This window comes from Streptomyces sp. ISL-12 (assembly GCF_018614415.1).
GTDB lineage: Bacteria > Actinomycetota > Actinomycetes > Streptomycetales > Streptomycetaceae > Streptomyces.
In genome coordinates this window covers 42,065-62,702 of sequence record NZ_JAGGOO010000042.1, presented here as the reverse complement: position 1 = coordinate 62,702, position 20,638 = coordinate 42,065, and the positions used below count along the sequence as shown (strand labels likewise).

The 20,638-nt window shown below is 73.3% G+C and carries 23 protein-coding genes and 2 pseudogenes; 17 read left to right on the top strand and 8 right to left on the bottom strand.

Annotated elements, in window-relative coordinates:
• Positions 1–122 precede the first annotated feature (122 nt).
• The 8 genes and pseudogenes from J7I94_RS12755 to J7I94_RS12720 all read left to right on the top strand — a co-directional run bounded on the left by J7I94_RS12755 (position 123) and on the right by J7I94_RS12720 (position 8,494).
• The gene (locus J7I94_RS12755) at positions 123–1,799 is read left to right on the top strand and encodes an FAD-dependent oxidoreductase (protein WP_215167175.1); all 1,677 of its coding nucleotides are present in this window, start codon (positions 123–125) and stop codon (positions 1,797–1,799) included.
• Positions 1,796–3,256 carry an ATP-binding protein gene (locus tag J7I94_RS12750; RefSeq protein ID WP_215167174.1) on the top strand — a complete coding sequence of 487 codons (1,461 nt, stop codon included), beginning with the start codon at positions 1,796–1,798 and terminating at the stop codon, positions 3,254–3,256. Before J7I94_RS12755 ends, J7I94_RS12750 begins: the two co-directional genes overlap by 4 nt.
• Positions 3,253–3,624, top strand: a pseudogene (locus tag J7I94_RS12745) (UBP-type zinc finger domain-containing protein). Before J7I94_RS12750 ends, J7I94_RS12745 begins: the two are co-directional and overlap by 4 nt.
• A 127-nt stretch (positions 3,625–3,751) precedes the next feature.
• Positions 3,752–5,188, top strand: a complete 1,437-nt coding sequence (locus J7I94_RS12740) for a CAP domain-containing protein (RefSeq protein WP_215167173.1) — start codon at positions 3,752–3,754, stop codon at positions 5,186–5,188.
• A gap of 43 nt (positions 5,189–5,231) precedes the next feature.
• Entirely contained in the window at positions 5,232–5,909 is a 678-nt protein-coding gene (locus J7I94_RS12735) for an AIM24 family protein (protein WP_215167172.1), read from the top strand.
• A gap of 37 nt (positions 5,910–5,946) precedes the next feature.
• Positions 5,947–6,927, top strand: coding sequence for a threonine/serine dehydratase (locus J7I94_RS12730; RefSeq protein ID WP_215167171.1), 981 nt, complete (start codon positions 5,947–5,949; stop codon positions 6,925–6,927).
• 64 nt (positions 6,928–6,991) lie between these two features.
• On the top strand, positions 6,992–7,969 hold the full coding sequence (locus J7I94_RS12725; protein WP_215167170.1) for an LLM class F420-dependent oxidoreductase: 978 nt from the start codon (positions 6,992–6,994) through the stop codon (positions 7,967–7,969).
• A 99-nt stretch (positions 7,970–8,068) separates the two neighbouring features.
• Positions 8,069–8,494 (top strand): SsgA family sporulation/cell division regulator, encoded by a 426-nt coding sequence (locus J7I94_RS12720; protein WP_215167169.1) that lies wholly within the window; start codon positions 8,069–8,071, stop codon positions 8,492–8,494.
• 9 nt (positions 8,495–8,503) lie between these two features.
• On the opposite strand, the gene J7I94_RS12715 is transcribed toward J7I94_RS12720, so the two are convergent.
• A complete protein-coding gene (locus J7I94_RS12715) occupies positions 8,504–8,929 on the bottom strand; it encodes a DUF6328 family protein (protein WP_251075071.1) in 426 nt (141 codons plus the stop codon).
• Between the two features lie 237 nt (positions 8,930–9,166).
• Here J7I94_RS12715 and J7I94_RS12710 point away from each other — a divergent pair, with 237 nt between their 5' ends.
• Positions 9,167–9,511, top strand: coding sequence for a hypothetical protein (locus J7I94_RS12710; RefSeq protein WP_215167167.1), 345 nt, complete (start codon positions 9,167–9,169; stop codon positions 9,509–9,511).
• An 18-nt stretch (positions 9,512–9,529) separates the two neighbouring features.
• Here the strand turns inward: J7I94_RS12710 and J7I94_RS12705 are convergent, their stop codons facing one another.
• Together J7I94_RS12705 and J7I94_RS12700 are read right to left on the bottom strand one after the other, a co-directional pair.
• Positions 9,530–10,513, bottom strand: coding sequence for an aldo/keto reductase (locus J7I94_RS12705; protein ID WP_215167166.1), 984 nt, complete (start codon positions 10,511–10,513; stop codon positions 9,530–9,532).
• 12 nt (positions 10,514–10,525) lie between these two features.
• Positions 10,526–11,743: an FAD-dependent monooxygenase gene (locus J7I94_RS12700; RefSeq protein WP_215167165.1), complete on the bottom strand. Its 1,218-nt coding sequence runs from the start codon at positions 11,741–11,743 to the stop codon at positions 10,526–10,528.
• Between the two features lie 138 nt (positions 11,744–11,881).
• Between J7I94_RS12700 and J7I94_RS12695 the strand changes: the two genes are divergently transcribed.
• Positions 11,882–12,331, top strand: a complete 450-nt coding sequence (locus J7I94_RS12695) for an SRPBCC family protein (RefSeq protein ID WP_215167164.1) — start codon at positions 11,882–11,884, stop codon at positions 12,329–12,331.
• Positions 12,332–12,343: 12 nt separating this feature from the next.
• Here the strand turns inward: J7I94_RS12695 and J7I94_RS12690 are convergent, their stop codons facing one another.
• The 3 genes and pseudogenes from J7I94_RS12690 to J7I94_RS12680 form a co-directional block, all read right to left on the bottom strand.
• Positions 12,344–13,027, bottom strand: a complete 684-nt coding sequence (locus tag J7I94_RS12690; RefSeq protein WP_251075057.1) for a ribonuclease H — start codon at positions 13,025–13,027, stop codon at positions 12,344–12,346.
• 66 nt (positions 13,028–13,093) lie between these two features.
• Positions 13,094–13,883, bottom strand: a pseudogene (locus tag J7I94_RS12685) (VOC family protein).
• A gap of 137 nt (positions 13,884–14,020) precedes the next feature.
• Positions 14,021–14,512: a VOC family protein gene (locus J7I94_RS12680; RefSeq protein WP_215167163.1), complete on the bottom strand. Its 492-nt coding sequence runs from the start codon at positions 14,510–14,512 to the stop codon at positions 14,021–14,023.
• A 71-nt stretch (positions 14,513–14,583) separates the two neighbouring features.
• On the opposite strand from J7I94_RS12680, the gene J7I94_RS12675 reads away from it, so the two are divergent.
• The 3 genes from J7I94_RS12675 (at position 14,584) to J7I94_RS12665 (ending at position 17,203) form a co-directional block, all read left to right on the top strand.
• On the top strand, positions 14,584–15,846 hold the full coding sequence (locus J7I94_RS12675; protein ID WP_215167162.1) for an epoxide hydrolase family protein: 1,263 nt from the start codon (positions 14,584–14,586) through the stop codon (positions 15,844–15,846).
• 110 nt (positions 15,847–15,956) lie between these two features.
• Positions 15,957–16,598 (top strand): ATP-dependent Clp protease proteolytic subunit, encoded by a 642-nt coding sequence (locus J7I94_RS12670; RefSeq protein WP_215167161.1) that lies wholly within the window; start codon positions 15,957–15,959, stop codon positions 16,596–16,598.
• Positions 16,599–16,600: 2 nt separating this feature from the next.
• Positions 16,601–17,203 carry a ClpP family protease gene (locus tag J7I94_RS12665; RefSeq protein WP_215167160.1) on the top strand — a complete coding sequence of 201 codons (603 nt, stop codon included), beginning with the start codon at positions 16,601–16,603 and terminating at the stop codon, positions 17,201–17,203.
• A gap of 66 nt (positions 17,204–17,269) precedes the next feature.
• Here the strand turns inward: J7I94_RS12665 and J7I94_RS12660 are convergent, their stop codons facing one another.
• Positions 17,270–17,650, bottom strand: coding sequence for a helix-turn-helix domain-containing protein (locus J7I94_RS12660; protein WP_215167159.1), 381 nt, complete (start codon positions 17,648–17,650; stop codon positions 17,270–17,272).
• A gap of 219 nt (positions 17,651–17,869) precedes the next feature.
• Between J7I94_RS12660 and J7I94_RS12655 the strand changes: the two genes are divergently transcribed.
• A complete protein-coding gene (locus J7I94_RS12655) occupies positions 17,870–18,757 on the top strand; it encodes an RNA polymerase sigma factor SigF (protein WP_374198382.1) in 888 nt (295 codons plus the stop codon).
• A gap of 71 nt (positions 18,758–18,828) precedes the next feature.
• On the opposite strand, the gene J7I94_RS12650 is transcribed toward J7I94_RS12655, so the two are convergent.
• Complete coding sequence (locus tag J7I94_RS12650) at positions 18,829–19,281, bottom strand: ATP-binding protein (RefSeq protein WP_215167157.1); 453 nt, start codon at positions 19,279–19,281, stop codon at positions 18,829–18,831.
• A gap of 180 nt (positions 19,282–19,461) precedes the next feature.
• Here J7I94_RS12650 and J7I94_RS12645 point away from each other — a divergent pair, with 180 nt between their 5' ends.
• Genes J7I94_RS12645 through J7I94_RS12635 form a run of 3 tightly spaced genes read left to right on the top strand, consistent with a single transcriptional unit; the run spans position 19,462 to position 20,605 of the window.
• Positions 19,462–19,608 (top strand): hypothetical protein, encoded by a 147-nt coding sequence (locus J7I94_RS12645; RefSeq protein ID WP_215167156.1) that lies wholly within the window; start codon positions 19,462–19,464, stop codon positions 19,606–19,608.
• Positions 19,605–20,192 carry a PRC-barrel domain-containing protein gene (locus J7I94_RS12640; RefSeq protein ID WP_215167155.1) on the top strand — a complete coding sequence of 196 codons (588 nt, stop codon included), beginning with the start codon at positions 19,605–19,607 and terminating at the stop codon, positions 20,190–20,192. Before J7I94_RS12645 ends, J7I94_RS12640 begins: the two co-directional genes overlap by 4 nt.
• Entirely contained in the window at positions 20,189–20,605 is a 417-nt protein-coding gene (locus J7I94_RS12635; RefSeq protein WP_215167154.1) for a PRC-barrel domain-containing protein, read from the top strand. Before J7I94_RS12640 ends, J7I94_RS12635 begins: the two co-directional genes overlap by 4 nt.
• Positions 20,606–20,638: the final 33 nt, after the last annotated feature.

The following is a 20,638-nucleotide window of genomic DNA, read 5'->3' as shown; positions in this document are numbered from 1 at the left end:
GTGGTCCGGGCCGGGTCCCGCACGCCGGGCAGCGCACCACGATCGAACATACGATGGACGGCGGCCGGTGCGGTCACGGAATCTGCCGTGCCGTGAACCCGGCCGCCCGACGTGGGGGACGCATGACACAGGCCGCCGAGACGGCACGGACCGTCATCATGACCGTGGACGACGACCCGGGGGTGTCCCGGGCCGTCGCCCGCGACCTGCGGCGGCGCTACGGCGCCGCGCACCGCATCGTGCGCGCGGAGTCCGGGGAGTCCGCGCTCCAGGCGCTGCGCGAACTGAAACTCCGCGGCGATCTCGTCGCCGTGATCCTCGCCGACTACCGGATGCCGCGGATGAACGGCATCGAGTTCCTCGAACAGGCCATGGACGTCTACCCGGCCGCGCGCCGGGTGCTGCTGACCGCGTACGCGGACACCAACGCGGCCATCGACGCGATCAACGTCGTCGACCTGGACCACTACCTGCTCAAGCCGTGGGACCCGCCGGAGGAGAAGCTCTACCCCGTCCTGGACGACCTGCTCGCGGCGTGGCGGGCCGGCGACCACAAGCCGGTGCCCAGCACCAAGGTCGTCGGGCACCGCTTCTCGGCGCGCTGCTCGGAGGTCCGGGAGTTCCTGGCCCGCAACCAGGTGCCGTACCGGTGGTACTCCGCCGACGAGCCCGAGGGCAGGCGGCTGCTGTCGGCCGCCGGGCAGGACGGGCAGCGGCTGCCGGTGGTGATCACACCGGACGGGACGCCGCTGGTCGAGCCGGAGGCCGCCGACCTCGCCGCGCGGGTGGGCCTGGCGACCACGCCGGCCGCCGGCTTCTACGACCTGGTGGTGATCGGCGGCGGCCCGGCCGGACTCGGCGCGGCCGTCTACGGGGCCTCCGAGGGGCTGCGGACGGTCCTGGTGGAGCGGTCGGCGACCGGCGGACAGGCCGGGCAGAGCAGCCGCATCGAGAACTACCTCGGCTTCCCGGACGGCGTCTCCGGCGCCCAGCTCACCGACCGGGCCCGGCGGCAGGCCACGAAGTTCGGCGCCGAGATCCTCACCGCCCGGGAGGTGACCGGCCTGGAGGTCAACGGGTCGGCGCGGACCGTACGGTTCTCCGACGGCTCGGCGGTCGCGGCGCACAGCGTGATTCTTGCGACCGGCGTCTCCTACCGGGAACTGGCGGCCCCGGGCACCGGCGACCTGGCCGGCTGCGGTGTGTTCTACGGATCGGCGCTGACCGAGGCCGCCGCCTGCCAGGGCCACGACGTGTACATCGTCGGCGGCGCCAACTCGGCCGGGCAGGCCGCGATGTACCTGGCCCGGGGCGCCAAGTCGGTGACGCTGCTGGTGCGCGGCCCGTCGCTGGCGGCGTCGATGTCGCACTACCTGATCCAGCAGATCGAGGACACGCCCAACATCGTGGTGCGCTGCGGCACGGTGGTGGAGTCCGCGCACGGCGACGGCCGCCTGGAGCGGCTCACGCTGCGGGACACGGAGTCGGGGCGGAGCGAACTGGTCGACGCACAGTGGCTGTTCGTGTTCATCGGCGCGGCCCCGCTGACCGACTGGCTGGACGGCACGGTGGCGCGGGACGAGCGCGGGTTCATCCTGGCCGGGCCCGACCTGACCGCCGACGGACGGCCGCCGGCCGGCTGGGAGCCGGCCCGGCCGCCGTACCACCTGGAGACCAGCGTCCCCGGCGTGTTCGTGGCGGGCGACGCCCGCGCCGAGTCCGCCAAGCGGGTCGCGTCCGCCGTAGGAGAGGGTGCCATGGCCGTGATGCTCGTCCACCGGTATCTGGAGCAGTCGTGAGCGGGCGGCCGATGCCCTGCAGCCCCGGCGAGATCGGGGAGCTGTTCCTGTTCGAGAAGCTGACGCCGGAGCAGCTCGGGCGGCTGTGCGCCGAGGGCCGGGTGGAGCTGTTCGAGCCCGGCCCGGTGTACGCCGAGGGAGAGCCCGCCACCTGCTTCTACGTCATGCTGGAGGGCTCCGTGGTGCTCTCCCGCCGGGTCGGCGGGGACGACGTGGAGACCAACCGGACCTCGCAGCGCGGGGTGTACGCCGGGGCGATGCAGGCCTACCTCGGGGACCGGGTGCCGCAGGTCCACACCAACTCCCTGCGGGTCACCGCGCCGACCCGGTTCTTCGTGCTGCCCGCGGACACGTTCGCGAGCATCATGCGGGAGTGGTTCCCGATGGCGGTCCATCTGCTGGAGGGGCTGTTCTTCGGCTCGAAGAACACCCAGCGGGCCGTCGGGCAGCGCGAGCGGCTGCTGGCGCTGGGCTCGCTGTCCGCCGGACTCACCCATGAGCTGAACAACCCGGCCGCCGCGGCGGTGCGGGCCACCGCCACGCTGCGGGAGCGGGTGGCGAAGATGCGGCACAAGCTCGCGGTGATCACCGGGGGACCGTTCTCCCGGGAGGCGCTGGCCGGGCTCATCGACATCCAGGAACGCACGGCCGAGCGGGTCACCAAGGCGCCCGCGCTGACCCCGATGGAGGCCGCCGACCTGGAGGACGCGGTCACCGACTGGCTGGACGACCACGGCATCCGGAACGGCTGGCAGTTCGCGCCGACCTTCGTCCAGGCGGGGCTGGACACCGAGTGGCTGGACCAGGTCGCGGCGGCCGTGGACGAGGAGATCCTGCCGAACGCGGTCGGCTGGCTCAACTACACGGTCGAGACCGAGCTGCTGATGAACGAGATCGGCGACTCCACGGCCCGCATCTCCCACCTGGTGGACGCCGCCAGGCAGTACTCCCAGCTGGACCGCGCGCCGTACCGGATCGCCGACGTGCACGAACTCCTCGACTCCACCCTGCTGATGCTGTCGGGCAAGACCGGCCCGCGGATCAAGGTGGTCAAGGAGTACGACCGTACGCTCCCGGGCGTCCCCGCCTATCCGGCGGAGCTGAACCAGGTGTGGACCAACCTGATCGACAACGCGGTCTCCGCGATGGACGGCGCGGGCGGCGAGGGCACGCTGACCGTGCGGACGGCCCGCCACCACGACCGGCTGCTGGTGGAGTTCCGCGACACCGGGCCCGGGGTGGACCCGGAGATCCGGGACCGTATCTTCGACCCGTTCTTCACCACCAAGCCGGTGGGCGAGGGCACCGGACTCGGCCTGGACATCTCCTGGCGGATCGTGGTCAACAAGCACCACGGCAGCCTCCAGGTGGACTCCCGGCCGGGTGACACCCGCTTCCAGGTACTCCTGCCGCTCACCGCGGCGGAGCCGGGACCGACGGCCGAGGAGCCGGTATGAGTGACGTGAGCGACGTGAGCGGCGACCGGGCGATCGACCCCGCCGTACCCCCGAGCGGCGCGGGCTGCGCCGAGTGCGAGGCGGGCGGCGGCTGGTGGTTCCACCTGCGGCGCTGTGCCGCCTGCGGCCACGTGGGCTGCTGCGACAGCTCGCCGGGGCAGCACGCCACCGCGCACTTCCGGGCCTCGGGGCATCCGGTGGTGCGGAGCTACGAGCCCGGCGAGGACTGATTCTGGGACTACGCGGCCGACCGGCTGCGCGCGTCGGGACCGGCGCTCGCCCCGCCGGTCAGCCACCCCGAGGACCAGCCGTCGCCCGGACCGGCGGGCCGGGTACCGGCGGACTGGGCGCGGTCGCTGCGCGGCTGAGGCGGGGCCCGACGCCCAACGCACCGCACCGCACCCTCGGGATCTGCCCCGGCGGGAACCCTCGTGCCGCTCCGCCCGTTCACCCGGCACCCCCACCGGAGCGCGAGCACGACGACAGGGCGGTGCCATGAACGAGTTGGTTCCGGGCGGAAACCTTCCCCTGCCGGGCGGTCCCGTTCAGGTACGGGTGCCGGGCGGCTTCGACGTGTCCGCGCTCATCACCGGCGACGGCGGCAAGGTCGGCGGCGACGGCGACTTCGTCTTCTACAACCAGCCGGAGGCTCCCGGCGCCCGGCTGCGCGGCGACACCCTCACCGTCGACCCGCGCGCACTGCGTACCGGCGCGACCCGGGTGACGGTCGCCGTCAGCGCCGCCGACCCGGACACCGAGCTGAGCGCGCTGCCCTCCCCCACGCTGCGGGTGACGGACGCGGACGGGCGCGCCCTGGCCCGGTTCACGCCGCCGCGCCCGGGGCGCGAGACGGTGCTGCTGCTCGCGGAGTTCTACCGGCGCGGCGAGGGCTGGAAGCTGCGGGCCCTGGGACAGGGCTACGCCGACGGACTGGCCGGGCTCGCCCGGGACTTCGGGGTGGACGTCGACGACGAGACGCCGCCGGCCGTCGCCGCGACGGGCCCGGGGGCGGTCCCCGCGGTGAGCCCCGCGGTGCTGCCCAGGGTGGGCGACCGGCTGGGCGACGGGCCGGGTTCCCGGCCGGACAGCGGGCCCGTCGCCCCGCCGGGCGCCAGGCCGGTTCCCCCGCCGGGCGGCAGGCCCGTCCCCCCGCCGGAGGACGGCGGTTTCCTCCTGGAGGTCAACTCCGCCCGGGCCGCCGCCGGTTCCCCGCCCGTCTCACTCGACGCCCGGCTGGCCGGCGCCGCCCGCGCGCACGCCTCGGCGATGGCCGCCGCGGGCACGCTGAGCGTGCAGACCCGGGACGGGATCTCCGTCTACCAGCGCGCCCTCGGCGCCGGATACGCCTACCTGACCGTCGGCGAGCACCTGGTGTCCGGGCCGCGCACCCCGGACGAGTTCGTCGCCTACTGCCTCAGGACCGAGGGCGCCCGCCGCACCCTGCGCGACCCCGCCCACACCCACGTCGGCCTGGCCCATGTCACCGGCGGGCCCTCGGGCGACACCTACTGGACCGCGCTGTGGGCCTCGCCGCTGACCGCGGCCGGCCTGGCCCGGACGGCCGCCGAGGTCGTCGCCCTCACCAACCGGGAGCGGGCCGCGGCGGGGCTGCGGCCGCTCGCCCCCGATCCGCTGCTCACCGCCGCCGCTCAGGCGCACAGCGCGGACATGGTGGCCCGGGACTTCTACTCCCACACCTCCCCCGACGGCGGCGGCCCCCGGGACCGCGCCGTCGCCGCCGGTGTCGCGCGGGGCACGATCGGCGAGAACATCGCCTGCGGGCAGCGCTCCCCGGCCGCCGTGGTGGAGGGCTGGATGAACAGCCCGGGCCACCGCGCCAACATCCTGAAGGCCGAGTTCACGCACATCGGGATCGGCCTGGCCGGCGGCGGCCGGGCGGGCACGTACTGGACGCAGTTGTTCGGGGGCTGACCCGATCTTGGCGGAAGGGACCGGTCCGGGACAGGATGCCCGTATGAAGGGTGACCTCTTTACCAGTGAGCACATGGTCCAGCCCGCGCAGGCGCCGGGCATGACCGTCGAGAACGCCAAATGCATCCGGTACGCGGTGAACGGCGAGATGCTCGCCCGCCAGGGCGCCATGGTCGCCTACCGCGGCAATCTGCAGTTCGAGCGCAAGGGCCAGGGCGTGGGCGGCATGCTCAAGCGCGCGGTCACCGGGGAGGGCCTGCCGCTGATGGCGGTGCGCGGACAGGGCGAGGCGTGGTTCGCCCACGAGGCGCAGAACTGTTTCGTCGTGGAGGTGGACCAGGGCGACGAGTTCACGGTCAACGGCCGCAACGTCCTGTGTTTCGACGCCTCGTTGGCGTATCGCATCGCCACCGTCAAGGGCGCCGGCATCAGCGGGGGCGGCCTGTTCAACAGCGTCTTCACCGGGCAGGGCAGGCTGGGGCTGGTGTGCGAGGGCACCCCGCTGGTCATCCCGGTCTCCCCGCAGTACCCGGTGTACGTCGACACGGACGCGGTGGTCGGCTGGACCGCCGGGCTCCAGACCTCGCTGCACCGCTCGCAGTCCATCGGCTCGATGCTGCGCGGCGGTTCCGGGGAGGCCGTCCAGCTGATGCTCCAGGGCCAGGGGTACGTGGTGGTCCGGCCCAGCGAGGCGACCCCGCCGAAGGCCCAGCAGCACTGAGAGGCACTCCCTTGAGTTCGATCGGAATCGCATGGGTTTGATCGGTATCAAAGAGTTCGAAGCCGTCGCGGAGCGGATCGCCGGACATGTCCTGCGCACTCCGACGGTGTCCAGTCCCGGGCTGTCCGCGCTGCTCGGGGTCCCGGTCACCACCAAGCTGGAACTGCTCCAGCGCACCGGCTCGTTCAAGGCACGCGGCGCGGTGGCGAAGCTGCTGTCGCTGGGCGAGGCGGAGCGGGCCGCCGGGGTGGTCGCGGTCAGCGGCGGCAACCACGGCATCGCCCTGGCGGTCATGGCCGCCGACCTCGATGTGAAGGCCACGGTGGTGATGCCGCGCTCGGCGCCCGCCCGTTCCGTACGGATCGCCGAGGAGGCGGGCGCGTCGGTGCGGCTGACGGACGGCATGGCCGAGGCGTTCGCGCTCGCCGGGCGGCTGGACGAGGAGGGGCTGACGCTGGTGCATCCCTTCGACGACCCCGTGGTGATCGCCGGGCAGGGCACCGCCGGCCTGGAGTTCGCCGCCGACGCCGGTGACCTCACCGACGTGCTGGTGAGCATCGGGGGCGGCGGGCTGATCGCCGGGGTGGCGGCGGCGCTGCGGGCCGCCCGTCCGGACGTACGGGTGTGGGGCGTGGAGACCGAGGGCGCCGAGGCGATGTCCCGGGCGCTGTCAGCGGGCGGGCCACTGCCGGTCGAGTTGTCGTCGATCGTCTCCACCCTCAGCGCCCCGGCCGTCTCGCGGCTGACCTACGACCATGTGTCGGCCCTGGTCACCGAGGTGCTCGTGGTGTCCGACCGGGAGGCCGTACAGGGGTCGCTGGAGCTGGCCGAGCACGCCAAGCTGTGGACCGAGCCGGCCGCCGGCTGTCTGCTGCCCGCCGCCCGGCGGGTACGGGAGCGGGTCGGCGACGGGGCCCGGCTGGGGCTCGTGGTGTGCGGGGGCAACGCGACGGTCCCCGACATGGCGGCCTGGTCCGCCCGCTTCGGGCTGGACGGCGCGCCTGCCCCCCGCCGCTGACGGCGGGCCCGCCGGGTCCCGTGCCGGGCTGTTTTCTCCCGGCCCGGCAGGGGACCCGGCGGTTATGGTGCAAATCGGATACACGATGATGACCGAGCAGGCCGGCCCCCGTGAACTGGTCGGCCATGTGGTGCGGGCCGAGGAGGTCGGGTTCGACTTCTCGGTCACCTCGGACCACTACTTCCCGTGGCTGCGCTCCCAGGGGCACTCCCCCTACGCGTGGAGCCTGCTGGGCGCGGCGGCCCAGGCCACCCGGCGCATCCCGCTGATGACGTACGTGACGTGCCCGACCCTGCGGTACCACCCGGCGGTGATCGCGCAGAAGGCGGCGACCATGCAGTTGCTGTCCGAGGGGCGGTTCCGGCTGGGGCTCGGCTCGGGCGAGAACCTCAACGAGCACGTGGTGGGGCGGCGCTGGCCGACCGCCGACGTACGGCACGAGATGTTCGAGGAGGCCGTCGAGATCATCCGGGCGCTCTTCGAGGGCGGCCACGTCACCTACCGGGGCAAGCACTTCGACGTGGAGTCCGCGAAGCTGTGGGACCTCCCCGGCAGTCCGCCGCCCATCGGCATGGCCGTCTCCGGCGAGCGGTCCTGCGCGCTGGCGGGCCGGCTCGCCGACCTGGTGATCGCCACCGAGCCCAAGCCGGAACTGCTGGAGTCCTTCGACCGGCACGGCGGCACGGGCAAGCCGCGGGTGGGCCAGCTGCCGGTGTCGTACGACCCCGACCGGGACACGGCGATCAGGCGCGCCCATGACCAGTTCCGCTGGTTCGGCCTGGGCTGGAAGGTCAACTCCGAGCTGCCGCACCCGGATTCCTTCGCGGCGGCCACCCAGTTCGTCACCCCGGACGACGTCGCCGGGTCCATCCCGTGCGGCGACGACCCGGACGCCTTCGTGGAGGCGGTACGCCCCTACGCCGAGGCCGGGTTCACCGAGATCGCGCTGGTGCAGATCGGCGGCGAGTCCCAGCCGGCCTTCCTGGACTGGTCCGAGAAGACCCTGCTGCCCGCGCTGCGCGAGGCACTGGGCGGGTCCTGAGCCCGGTCGCCCGGGACAATCACCCGGACGCCGGAGCATTGTGCGGGAGACGGGGGTACCCGGAGGGTTCCAGGCAGGTTCTTTCCCGGAGGCCCATTCGTGAACTCCCTCGTGCACCAGACGCTCGTCGTACAGCTCCAGGCGGGTGACACGGAGCGCTGTCCCGTCTTCGCCCACCTGGGGTACGACGCCGCGGACCCGTTCGCGCTCACCGTGGTCTTCAGCCACGACGGCCACGTACTGGCGCGCTGGACGCTGGACCGGGAGATGGTGGCCGAGGGACTGCTGCGTCCGGTCGGCATCGGTGACGTACGGCTGCGGCCCGTGTCCCAGGGGACGCTGGACGAACTGCGCATCGAGTTCCTGGGCGACCCCCGCGCCGACGGGGACCGTCATCACGCCGTGGTGTTCGCCTGGGCCCCGGCCGTCGCGGCCTTCCTGCGGGAGACGCACGCCGTCGTGCCCCCGGGCCGGGAGGAGTTCCGCGTCGACGACTTCCTGGCGGAGGTCATCGACGCGGGCTGAGGCGGCGGTTCAGTCCGAGGTGTGGCGGTACCGCGTCCACAGCGGAATGACGAACCAGCACAGCAGGTACCAGGCCACGACGCCCGCGACCAGCCAGGGCACGAAGCCGTCGTGCGTGGCGACGCGCAGGATCAGCAGCAGGGACGCGGTCGTCGTGGCGAGCAGCAGCACCAGCCCGAGCAGGGTGAGCCGGGAGGCCCACCGCACGGCCTGGGGCTTGACGCGCCGGCCCGAGACGATCCGGTGCAGCGAGACCGGTCCGATCAGCGCGCCGGTCGCGGCGGCACCGAGGACCACGGTGATCAGGTAGATGCTCTGGTCGGTGTCGGACAGCTGCTCGTACTTGGGCTGGAACACGACCGTCAGCAGGAAGCCGAACAGGATCTGTACGCCCATCTGCGCGACGCGGACCTCCTGGATGAGCTCCGTCCACATCCGGTCGGCGCGCTCCTCCTCGGTCTCGTCGCGCCCCCGGCGCCTGCCCGTGTCCTTCGCCGCGCCCGCGCCCGCGTCCGCCACTGGTCCTCCCGGCTGTCACGACTGTCACGATGTGACTGACAGCTTCCCGGGTTCCCTTCGCTCAGACACGGCGACGGGCGGACGCCCTGTTTGGGAGGGGCGGGCACGGTTACACGGACGGCGACCAAGCACCGTACGAGGAGGTCGCCAAGGATGTCCGACACGCAGCTCACCGTGACGCTCAGCGGCGGCGGGATCGACGACGCGCGGGCGGTCGTGCACGCGCTGGAGGGCGTGTTCGGGGCCCCGGACGACCTTCCGGCGGACGACCGGGCCACGGTCCGCACCGCCACCTTCAGTTCCCCGTCGGCTCCGGACGCCTCCCGGGCGCCCGCGGCCGGCGCGCGGCTGTCCGCTCCGGTGACCGTCACCGTGCAGGGCACGCCGCAGGCCGTGACGGCGGCGAGCGAGACGCTGGCCCACGCCTTCACGACCCGCGACGAGGGCGCCGCCTCCGGCGACCAGGAGCAGGAGCGGGAACTCCACCTGGTGCCGTGAGGCGGCCTGGGCCTGCCGTTACCAGCGGCTTTCCACCTGGTCCTTGATCCGCCGCTCGTACAGCTCCGTGACGGCCGCGAGCGTGGCGTCGGACAGCTCGGGCAGCGCGGCGGTGTCCGCGTTGGCCCGGGCCTGCTCGGGCGAGCGGGCGCCGGGGATCACCGTGGTCACGCCGGGCTGCCGGACGATCCAGCGCAGTGCCAGCTGGGCCGGGGTGTACCCCTCGGGGGCCAGCGCGGCGAACTCCGCGGCGGCCTCGACCCCCGTGGCGAAGTCGACGCCGGAGAAGGTCTCGCCCTGGTCGAATGCCTCGCCGTGCCGGTTGAAGGTGCGGTGGTCGTTGGCCGCGAAGACGGTCTCGCGGGTGTACTTGCCCGACAGCAGGCCGGAGGCGAGCGGCACCCGGGCGATGATCCCGACGCCGGCCTCCCGGGCCGCCGGGAGGACCTCGCGCAGGGGCTTCACGCGGAACGGGTTGAGGATGATCTGGACACTGGCGACGTTCGGCCGGGCGATCGCGGTGAGCGCCTCGGCGCAGGTCTCCACGCTGACGCCGTACGCCTTGATCCGCTCCTCCGTCACCAGGGTGTCCAGGGCGTCGAACACCTCGTCCGTGGAGTAGACGGGGGTCGGCGGGCAGTGCAGCTGGACCAGGTCGAGGACGTCGACGCCGAGGTTGCGCCGGGAACGGTCGTTCCAGGCGCGGAAGTTGTCCAGGACGTAGTTCTGCGGCACCTGCTCGACGCGGCGCCCCATCTTGGTGGCGACCATGACGTGCAGGTCGGGCCGGCCCCGCAGGAACGAGGCGATGATCTCCTCGCTGCGGCCGTCGCCGTAGACGTCGGCGGTGTCGAAGAAGGTCACCCCGGCCTCGGCCGCCGCCTCCAGTACCGCCAGGGCTTCCTTGTCGTCGACGTCGCCCCAGTCGGCGCCCAACTGCCAGGTGCCGAGACCGATCACGGAGGCGTGCTGTCCCGACCTGTCGAATGCGCGTTCTTCCATGGCGTCAGTCTGTCATCCGCCGGCCTTGGCGAGGGCCCTGGTCTGGGCGAGGCGAGCCATCTTCGGGCCGAGCCGGCGCTTGGCCCGGCGCAGCGGCGCGAGCCGTCCCGCCGCCCGGTCGAGCCGGTAGTACAGGCGGGGCGGGACGTGCGGCAGCAGGGGTGAGTGGCGCTGTCCGAGCAGCGCGAACATCTGCTCGGGCGGCAGGGCGAGGTAGCGCGGCAGGTTCTCGTAGAACCGGGCGCTGTAACGGGCGGCGCTCTGCACGGGGAGCAGGGCCGCCCGGCGTTCGGCTTCGTAGCGGGCGAGGGCGTCCGGCAGGGCGGAGTGTTCGCGCAGGGCGGCGGCCAGGCAGACGGCGTCCTCCAGGGCCAGGGTGGTGCCGGCGCCGATGGAGTAGTGCGTGGTGTGGGCCGCGTCGCCCAGCAGGACCAGGTTGCCGCGCGACCAGACGCGGTTGGTCAGGGTGCGGAAGGGCTGCCAGGGGAGGACGCCGTCGCCGGTCGCCGGCCGTGCGATCAGCGGATGGCCGTCGAGGACGTCGGCGAAGAGCTTCTCCAGCAGGACCAGCCCCTCCCCCTCGTCCGCCCGGTCCAGGCCGAGGCCGGTCCAGGTCTCGGGCGCGCACTCGACGACGCAGGTGCTGTGGCCGGGGCCGAAGCCGTAGCCGTAGGCCCAGATCCAGCCGTGGTCGGTCGCCGTGAAGGCGAAGGTGAAGGCGTCGAAGACCTTGGTGGTGCCGAGCCAGAGGTAGCGGTTGCGTCCGGCGCGCACCTCGGTGCCGAAGTGCCCGGCGTGCCGGGCGCGCAGCGCGCTGCCCACGCCGTCGGCCGCTACGACCAGGTCGGCGGCGGGCGGCCGGTCGGCGCCGACCTCGTGCCCGTACTCCAGCCGTACGCCGAGCGAGCGGGCCCGGGCGGCGAGGATCTCCAGCAGCCGGTGCCGTCCGATGCCGTGGCCGGTGTCGCCCCGGTGACGTGCCGTCAGCGCTCCGACGTGGGCGACGCCGTCCCGCCAGGTCACCGAGTGCTCCTCGACGGCGCGCGCCGACTCGGGGTCGTGGTGGTGGAGCCGGTCGAGCAGGGGGCGCCAGTAGGTGACGCCCCAGCCGTAGGTGGAGCCTTCCGGGTCTCGTTCGTGGACGGTGACGTCGTGGTCGGGATCGTCCCTCTTCAACAGGATCGACAGATACAGCCCGGCGGGCCCGCCACCGACGCAGGCGATCTTCACACACCCTCCTGAAATGCCGTAAAACGGTCATATGACCCGCAGGGTAACAGCGAAGTGACGGACGATCAGGAGATTCACCCCGCGAGCGCCGGGTACCCGGGCCGTCCACCCGACGAAAGCCGAAGGAGGCAGTACCTGATGTCGCAGGTCGAGGAATCCATCGAGGTCGGCGTGCCGGTCCACACCGCGTACGACCAGTGGACCCAGTTCGAGTCGTTCCCCGAGTTCATGAGCGGGGTCGAGCGCATCGAGCAGCGCACCGACACCCTGACGCACTGGGTGACGAACGTGAACGGGGTGCGCCGGGAGTTCGACGCACGGATCACCGAACAGATCCCGGACGAGCGGGTCGCGTGGACCACGGTCGCCGGTGAGACCGAGCAGGCGGGGGTCGTCACCTTCCACCGCCTCGACGACGACCACACCAAGGTGATGCTCCAGATGGAGTTCCGGCCGGACGGCGTCGCCGAGAAGGTGGGCGACAAGCTCGGGGTCGTGCAGCGGCAGACCAAGGGCGACCTGGAGCGCTTCAAGCACTTCATCGAGCGGCGCGGCCACGAGACCGGGGCCTGGCGCGGCGTGGTGTGACGCGCGCCGCCGCTACCCGGCCGCCGCCGTGCGGCACTCCGGGTGGCCCCAGCCCTTGTCGTTCTTGGCGATGGACTCGCCGGCCGCGTAGGAGCGTCCGCACAGGCAGCGCCCGGCGAACTTGGCCTTGATCGTCCGTGCGGAGCCCCCGCCGCCCTTCCGGGCGGTGGGGGCTTTGCGGCGCGGGGCCTTGGCCGGGGTGTCCGGCGCGGGCGGCGGCTCGGGGGAGCCCAGGGCGCTGCCCGCCGCCTCCTGGACGACGGCAGCGTGGCTGGCGGCACGGTCGGCGAAGTCGTTGAGCCGGTCCCCGTCGACCTGGTGGGCCGGTACGTAGCGGAACTCGACCGAGCGGCCGTCGAGCAGCTCGTCGATGCGGACGACCAGCTCCTGGTTGGCGACCGGCTTGCCGGCGGAGGTCTTCCAGCCGTTGCGCCTCCAGCCGGGCAGCCAGGTGGTCACGGCCTTCATCGCGTACTGGGAGTCCATCCGGATCTCCAGCGGCACCGCCGGGTCTGTCGCGGCCAGCAACCGCTCCAGCGCCGTGAGTTCGGCGACGTTGTTGGTGGCCCGCCCCAGCGGGCCGGCCTCCCAGCGGTCCGGGGTCTCGCTCTCGTCCGCGACGACCCAGGCCCAGGCCGCCGGGCCGGGGTTGCCCTTCGAGGCCCCGTCGCACGCGGCCACAACACGTTCACGCATGGGCTCGATGATGTCATGACCAGGTGCGGGGTCCCGCCCGGGTCCGAGGGCTCCGACGGCCGGCTGTCAGGAGATGTCCGCGACCTTCGGCATCTCGCCCTGCGTCGTGGTGATGTCGATCACCGAGAAGCTCGCGCCCTGCGGGTCGCACAGCGCCGCGAACCGGCCGAAGGGCGAGTCCATCGGCCCGAAGCGCAGCACGCCGCCGCGCTCGGTGGCGCGGGAAACGGCCTCGTCGCAGTCGGCGACCGTGAAGTAGACGTCGATCCACGGCGGCAGCTCGGGCGGGAAGTCGTCCGTCATGGCCATGCGGCCCAGGACGGTCCCCTCGCCCAGGCCGAAGAGGCGGAAGTCGATCGCGTCGTCCTCCAGCCGCTTGACCCGGTAGCCGAAGACCTCCGGGAAGAAGGCGTCCGACTTCCCGGGCTCGCGGGCGAAGATCTCCGCCCAGCAGTAGGCGCCGGGCTCGCCCGTCGCCTCGAATCCCTCGTGCGCGTCCGCCTGCCAGAGGCCGAAGAGGACGCCGCCGGGGTCGCGGGCCAGGCACATGGTGCCGAAGTGGCCGACCTTCATCGGCTCCATCACCACCTCGCCGCCGGCCGAGCGGATCTTCGCCGCGGTCCCGGCGGCGTCGCGGGCCGCGAAGCAGAGGCACCACTGCGCGTCGCTCTCGCCGCCCGGCATGGGCGGCACGACCGCGGCGACGGCCTTGCCGTCCGCGTAGGCCGTGGTGTGGTCGCCGAACTCCGACGCCGACTCGCCGAAGGTCCAGCCGAGGACGTCGCCGTAGAAGCTCTTGGCCGTCGCCGGACATCGCGTCGGCCCAGCATGGGGTCCCCTCGGGCCGTACCGCCATGGCCGCCGCCTCCCGGACGAGGTGGGTGGGTGTGGGGGTCCGTCTTCCCACGCTAGCCAGCCAGGTCCGGGCCCGCGCGGCGAACGCGCGTTCCGGACATGTCGCTGTCCGGAACGGAGGCGACGGCGGCCGGCGCGTCACCGCTCCCCGGCGAAGGCCTTCTCCAGGGCGGCGATGTCCAGCTTGCGCATCGACTCCATCGCCTTGTTCGCGCGGGCGGCCTTCGCCGGGTCGGGGTCGGCGAACATCTCCATGAGCCGGCGCGGCACGACCTGCCAGGACACCCCGAACCGGTCCTTCACCCAGCCGCAGGGGCCCAGCTCACCGCCGTTCTCGGTCAGCCGGGCCGAGTAGTGGTCGACCTCCTCCTGGGTCTCGCAGGTGACCTGGAAGGAGATCGCCTCGGTGAACGTGAACTCCGGTCCGCCGTTGAGCGCGACGAACTTCTGCCCGTTGGCGGTGAAGTCGACGGTGAGCACCGTGCCGGCGGGACGGTGGCCTCCCTCGGGGTAGTGGGTGATGTCACCGACGCGGGAGTCGGAGTCCTCGAACACCGAGACGTAGTACTGGGCGGCCTCCTCGGCCTGGTCGTCGAACCACAGGCACGTGGTGAATCCGTCGCTGGTCATCGGTACCTCCCGGACGCGTGGAACGCGGTCATCTGTGTCGACCGGTGCGAGGCCGGAAACTCATCGGCCGCATGGCAATCCCTTCGACCGGGGCGGGCCCGCGTGCCTACCATCCCGCCGTGCTCTCCTTCCCGCCCGCCGACGACGGCGCCCTCCGCCCCTTCCGCCTCGACGTCCCGCAGCGCGACCTCGACGACCTGCACGACCGCCTCGACCGCGCCCGCTGGCCGGACCAGCCCGCCGGCGCCGGATGGGCGTACGGGGTGCCACGGGACTACCTGCGGGAGCTGGTGCGGTACTGGCGCCACGACTACGACTGGCGGGCCGCCGAGGCGGAGCTGAACGCGTGGCCGCAGTTCACCACCACCATCGACGGCGCCAACGTGCACTTCGCCCACGTCCGCTCCCCCGAGCCGGACGCCACGCCGCTGGTGATCACCCACGGCTGGCCGGGGTCGATCGCCGAGTTCCTCGACGTGGTCGGGCCGCTGACCGATCCGGCCGCGCACGGCGGCGACCCGGCCGACGCCTTCCACGTCGTGGTACCGAGCGTGCCCGGGTTCGGTCTGTCGGGGCCGGCGCCGGACACCGGCTGGGAGGCGGGCCGGATCGCCGACGCCTGGGCCGAGCTGATGCGGCGCGTCGGCTACGACCGGTACGGCCTCCAAGGCGGCGACTGGGGCGCGGCGATCTCCCGCGAGCTGGGCCGGGTCCACCCGGAGCGGGTGATCGGCGTGCACCTCAATCTGCTGCCGGGCGCCCAGCAGGCCACCGAGCCGACCGCCGCGGAACTGGACGCCCTCGACCCCGCTGAGCGGGAGCGCGCCCTCCGGTCGTGGCGCCGCTGGGAGGCGTGGTCCCGCGAGGGCACCGGATACGCCGCCCAGCAGTCCACCCGGCCGCAGACCCTGGCGTACGCGCTCACCGACTCCCCCGTCGGGCAGCTCGCCTGGATCGTGGAGAAGTTCGCCGAGTGGACGGACTCGGCCGGGCTGCCGGAGGAGGCGGTGGACCGCGACCGGCTGCTCACCGACGTGATGCTCTACTGGCTGACCGGCACCGCCGGTTCGTCGGCCCGCGTCTACTACGAACGGGCGCACGCCACCGGCCGGGCCGCCGCCCCGCACGAACCGTCCACCGCGCCGACCGCGGTCGCCTCCTTCGCCGCCGACCCGCAGATCCCGCTGCGGCACAAGGCCCGGCGTACCGAGAACCTGGTGCGGTGGACGGAGTTCGACCGGGGCGGGCACTTCGCGGCGCTGGAACAGCCCGAACTGCTGGTGGGCGATGTGCGGGCCTTCTTCCGGCAGTTGCGCGAGGGGCGGGCCGGCTGACCGCTCTGCCCTCGGCGAATCTGCCGCGGGCAGAGAAAGCCCCGGCCGGGGCGGTCGCGGGCCGACAGTGAGGACGACGGCACGATCCCGAACGGAGCGAAGGAGCGCCGATGTCCCCACTCACCACCCGTCCGCTGCCGCGAGCGCAGGAGGGCGACACCCCGCCGAGCCGGTTCGACGACCACCTCGCCGCGCAGTTGCTCGCCCAGCGCATCGTCGTCCTGGGCACCCAGGTCGACGAGGTCTCCGCGAACCGGGTCTGCGCCCAGTTGCTGGTCCTGTCCGCCGAGGACCCGCGCACCGACATCAGCCTGTACGTCAACAGCCCCGGCGGCTCGGTCCACGCGGGGCTGGCCATCTACGACACGATGCGGCTGATCCCCAACGACGTCTCCACGCTCGCCGTGGGATTCGCCGCCAGCATGGGGCAGTTCCTGCTCAGTGTGGGCGCGGCGGGCAAGCGGTACGCGCTGCCGAACGCGCGGATCATGATGCACCAGCCGTCGGCGGGGATCGGCGGCACCACCGCCGACATCGAGATCCAGGCGGACAACCTGGAGTTCACCAAGCGGACCATCGAGCGGATCACCGCCGAGCACACCGGCCAGTCGCCGGAGACGATCTCCCGGGACGGTGACCGGGACCGCTGGTTCACGGCCGAGGAGGCCAGGGAGTACGGGATCGTGGACCGGGTGGTGGAGTCCCTCGCGGACGTCCGCCCGGCCGTCACGCGGCGACGGATGGGGCTGTGACCATGGGGACGTACACCATTCCGAACGTCGTGGAGCGGACCCCGCAGGGCGAGCGGTCCTACGACGTGTTCAGCCGCCTGCTGGCGGAGCGGATCATCTTCCTCGGCACCGAGATCGACGACGGCGTCGCCAACGTCGTCATCGCCCAGCTCCTGCACCTGGAGTCGTCGGCGCCGGAGCACGAGATCTCGATCTACCTCAACTCCCCCGGCGGCTCGTACACCTCGCTGATGGCGATCTACGACACCATGACGTTCGTACAGGCGCCGATCTCGACGTTCTGCGTCGGCCAGGCGGCCTCCACGGCGGCGGTGCTGCTGGCGGGCGGCGATCCCGGGCGGCGGTTCGTGCTGGAGCACGCGCGGGTGCTGCTGGGCCAGCCGGCCAGCGGGGGCCGGCAGGGCACGGTCTCCGATCTGGCGCTCCAGGCGAAGGAGATGGTGCGGATCCGCTCCCAGGTCGAGGAGGTGCTGGCCCGGCACACCGGCCACGACGTCACCGCGCTGCGGGCGGACATGGACCGCGACAAGGTGTTCACGGCCCGGGAGGCGGTGGCGTACGGGCTGGCCGACGAGGTGCTCAGCCGGCGGCTCGTGACGGTCTGAGCCCGCGCGGTCCGGCGCCCCGCCGGGGAGGGCGCCGGACCGCGCGGGTGGGCGGCGGCGGTGTGGTCAGGCCGCCAGGCAGAGCCCGTCGTGGCGGGAACGGCTGCCGCCGCGGCCGGTGGCCGAGGGGCGGGCGGTGACCCGGACGAGTTCGCCGTGGACCCGGGTCAGCAGATCGCCCAGGCCCAGGCCGAGCGCCCGGGCGGCGGCGGCGAGCACCTCGGAGGATGCCTCCTTGCGGCCGCGTTCCACCTCGGACAGGTACGGCATGGAGATCCGGGCCGCCTCCGCCACGTCCTTCAGGGTCCGTTCCTGGGCGAGGCGTTCACGCCGCAGGACGTCACCGACCAGGTCGCGCCAGAGCGGTTCCCGGGAGGAGGGGGCCGGGGCCGCGGCGGGCGGGCGCAGGGGGATGACACGGGCTTCGTCCGGTGTTCGGCTGCTCACCTTCCCAGCCTAGGAGCGACCGGCGGGAGGGTTAAGGGGCCCGCGTTCCGCCCTGAGGGAAATCGGGGCCCGCGCGCCGCCGGCGCCGCTGGTGTGCGGGCGGGCGGCGGCGGATATCCTGAGCGGGCGGTACCGGGCCATTTGGGCGGCATGTGCCGGCGCGACCCGGGTATCCGCACCCCCGGACGGATGCAGGGAGGCGTCGAGACCGTGACTTTCGTGGCAGAGGCGAGGGACACCGCCGTGGTCCGGCCGCAGGCGCCGCGCGCCGGGGAGACCGCGGACGGGGAATGGCCGCCGGATGTGGTGGACGGCCGGTCCGTGGCGCCGCGTGACGCGCGGGAGCTGTCCCGTCAGTTCTTCCAGCGGCTGTCCGTCCTCGAGGAGGGCACGCGCGAGTACCAGTACGCGCGGGGCACCCTGATCGAGATGAACATGTCGCTGGTGCGGTTCGCCGCCGGCCGGTTCCGTGGCCGCGGCGACGACATGGAGGACGTCGTCCAGACCGGGATGATCGGTCTGATCAAGGCCATCGACCGGTTCGAGCTGTCGCGCGAGGTGGAGTTCACCTCCTTCGCGCTGCCGTACATCGTCGGCGAGATCAAGCGCTTCTTCCGGGACACCACTTGGGCGGTGCACGTCCCCAGGCGGCTCCAGGAACTCCGCGTCGAGCTGGCCAGGGCCCGTGAGGAGCTGTCCAGCCGGCTGGACCGCGAACCGACCGTCGCCGAGCTGGCCACGCTGATGAACCTCAGCCCGGACCAGGTGATCGAGGGGCAGATCGCCGCCAACGGCTACCACTCCTCGTCGCTGGACGCCGCGCTCACCGGGGACGGCCCCGAGGGCGGCGAGTCGGTCCTGGCCGACTTCATCGGTGTGGAGGAGGACGGGCTGCGGCTCGTCGAGGACGTCCACTCGCTGGCGCCGCTGATGGCCGGACTCAGCGAGCGCGACCGGCGGATCCTGCACATGCGGTTCGTGGAGGAGGCCACCCAGGCGGAGATCGGCGAACGGCTCGGCTGCACGCAGATGCACGTCTCCCGGCTGATCAAGCGGATCATCGCCCGGCTGCGCGAGGGCATGCTGGGGGAGCTGGACCGCGCCTGAACCCGCGGCGGGGCCCCTCTCCCGTGGGCCCCGGCACCGCTTTCAGGCGGGCTCGTCCGGTGCGGGCGGGTTCATTCGGTGAGGGGGACGACCGCGCGGACGCGTTTGCCGACCGGGACCCGTTCCACGACGAGTTCGCCGGCCAGCGCGTGCACGATCTCCAGGCCGTGCCGGCCGACCCGTTCCGGGTCGCGGGGGAAGCGCTTGGGCAGCGCCGCGCTGCTGTCGTAGACGGAGACCGTCACCGACGTGTCCGTGCCCTCCAGTTCCAGGATGTAGGGGCCCTGGCTGTGCCGGTCGGCGTTGGTGACCAGCTCACTCACCACCAGGAGCACCGCGCCGTCGGCGGGGCGGCCGATCGTGGCGCACCACTCGGTCCTCAGCTGCTGGAGGAAGAGCGAGGCGAAGGAACGCGCCTCGGCGATGCATCCGGGCTCGCCGGTGTAGTGTGCCGCCCGCCGTAGCGGTTCCACGGGCACGTCGAAACCAGTCGGTATCACTGCCCCGTCCAGGTGGTCGATCATGCGTTTCTCTCTCGGAAGCCGGACTGGCCGGACGCTGCTGCACCAGTCCTGGTACCCCGCCGTCGGCCGTGCATGTCCCCTCATTCTGACTGCGGGAATTGTCACAGCCGCACGGGGCACCCGGTCCGTGACCGGAGCCGTCGCGCAGCGGCGGCCGGGGCGGAACGGCGGAGGTGGACCGTGGCCTGGTGGACGTGGCTCGTCGTGGTGGTCGCGGTGCTGGTCGCCGCAGTGCTGTTGACGCTGGCGGTACAGGCCCGGCGGCGGTCCGGCACGGTCGTCGCGGTACGGCCCGGGCGCCGGTCCGGCGGGAAGGGCGTGCGATGAACGAGCTGATGGCCGCGCGGAGTCTGACCACCCGGCCGGTGGTGACCCTGGGCGGTGACGCGGTGGCGCAGGTCAAGGACACCGTCTTCGACGCGGAGGCCGGACGGATCACGGGTTTCACGCTCAGCGGGCGGGGCCTGCTGTCGGGCCCGCTGCGGCAGAGCCTGCCCTGGCCCGCCGTGCACGCGCTCGGCCATGACGCGGTGCTGGTCCGGGACCGGCGGGAGCTGGCGGAGACGGCCGCCGTGGTGGCCCGCCGGGAGGCGGCGCAGGGCCGGGTGCTGGGGGCGAGGGTGCTGACGGACGCGGGCACCGACGTCGGCACGGTGCTCGACGTGGTGGTGGAGGGCGGGGGCAGTGGCCGGGTGGTCGGCTTCCGGGTGGCCGCGAGCAAGTCGCTCGCGCCGGGGTCCCGACGCCGTCGGCGCCAGGTCTACGTGCCGCGCGGCGAGACCCTCGCCGTGTCCGGCCGGGCGCTCGTCCTGCCCGCGGACGCCGTCCGCCATCTCGTGGGGAGTCTCGACGAGCTGGCCGCTCTGACGGCCGGTGGCGTGCCGGGCCACCGGAGGGAGTCCTCGTCATGACGCTGTTCTCCGAGATACGGGGGCTGCCGGTACTCACCCTGACCGACGCGGCGGAGCTGGGGGCCGTGACGTCGCTGGCCGTCGACGCCGGCTCGGGCGCGGTCACCCACCTGAGGCTGCGCGGCCGGCGTCCGCGCCGGGAGACGGTGCTGCCCTGGGCGGCGCTGCACGCCGTGGGGCCGGACGCCGTCCTGGTCCGGTCGGCGGGCCCCGCCGATCCGGTGCCGCCCCCGTACGACCCGGTGGGCAGCCGGGTGCTGACCGACGCGGGGGACGAACGGGGCACGGTCCGGGACATCGCCTTCGACCCGGACACCGGCCGGGTGCTGACGGTGGTCACGGCCCTCGGGGACATCCCGGCGGAGCGGCTGCTGGGGCTGGGTGACTACGCGCTGGTCGTCCGGGCCGGGTGAGGTCGCGACGGGCGGCGGACGACTCCGTGCGCC

Excerpts from the sequence above, each read along its gene's own strand:
- J7I94_RS12740 (WP_215167173.1), top strand. The coding sequence starts at position 3,752 with ATGAACGAGTTGGTTCCGGGCGGAAACCTTCCCCTGCCGGGCGGTCCC.
- J7I94_RS12670 (WP_215167161.1), top strand. The coding sequence starts at position 15,957 with ATGTCCCCACTCACCACCCGTCCGCTGCCGCGAGCGCAGGAGGGCGAC.
- J7I94_RS12705 (WP_215167166.1), bottom strand. The coding sequence starts at position 10,513 with ATGGAAGAACGCGCATTCGACAGGTCGGGACAGCACGCCTCCGTGATC.
- J7I94_RS12715 (WP_251075071.1), bottom strand. The coding sequence starts at position 8,929 with ATGTGGACGGAGCTCATCCAGGAGGTCCGCGTCGCGCAGATGGGCGTA.
- J7I94_RS12675 (WP_215167162.1), top strand. The coding sequence starts at position 14,584 with ATGGCAATCCCTTCGACCGGGGCGGGCCCGCGTGCCTACCATCCCGCC.
- J7I94_RS12680 (WP_215167163.1), bottom strand. The coding sequence starts at position 14,512 with ATGACCAGCGACGGATTCACCACGTGCCTGTGGTTCGACGACCAGGCC.
- J7I94_RS12725 (WP_215167170.1), top strand. The coding sequence starts at position 6,992 with ATGGTGCAAATCGGATACACGATGATGACCGAGCAGGCCGGCCCCCGT.
- J7I94_RS12690 (WP_251075057.1), bottom strand. The coding sequence starts at position 13,027 with ATGCGTGAACGTGTTGTGGCCGCGTGCGACGGGGCCTCGAAGGGCAAC.
- J7I94_RS12665 (WP_215167160.1), top strand. The coding sequence starts at position 16,601 with ATGGGGACGTACACCATTCCGAACGTCGTGGAGCGGACCCCGCAGGGC.
- J7I94_RS12650 (WP_215167157.1), bottom strand. The coding sequence starts at position 19,281 with ATGATCGACCACCTGGACGGGGCAGTGATACCGACTGGTTTCGACGTG.
- J7I94_RS12640 (WP_215167155.1), top strand. The coding sequence starts at position 19,605 with ATGAACGAGCTGATGGCCGCGCGGAGTCTGACCACCCGGCCGGTGGTG.
- J7I94_RS12755 (WP_215167175.1), top strand. The coding sequence starts at position 123 with ATGACACAGGCCGCCGAGACGGCACGGACCGTCATCATGACCGTGGAC.
- J7I94_RS12710 (WP_215167167.1), top strand. The coding sequence starts at position 9,167 with ATGTCCGACACGCAGCTCACCGTGACGCTCAGCGGCGGCGGGATCGAC.
- J7I94_RS12735 (WP_215167172.1), top strand. The coding sequence starts at position 5,232 with ATGAAGGGTGACCTCTTTACCAGTGAGCACATGGTCCAGCCCGCGCAG.
- J7I94_RS12635 (WP_215167154.1), top strand. The coding sequence starts at position 20,189 with ATGACGCTGTTCTCCGAGATACGGGGGCTGCCGGTACTCACCCTGACC.
- J7I94_RS12695 (WP_215167164.1), top strand. The coding sequence starts at position 11,882 with ATGTCGCAGGTCGAGGAATCCATCGAGGTCGGCGTGCCGGTCCACACC.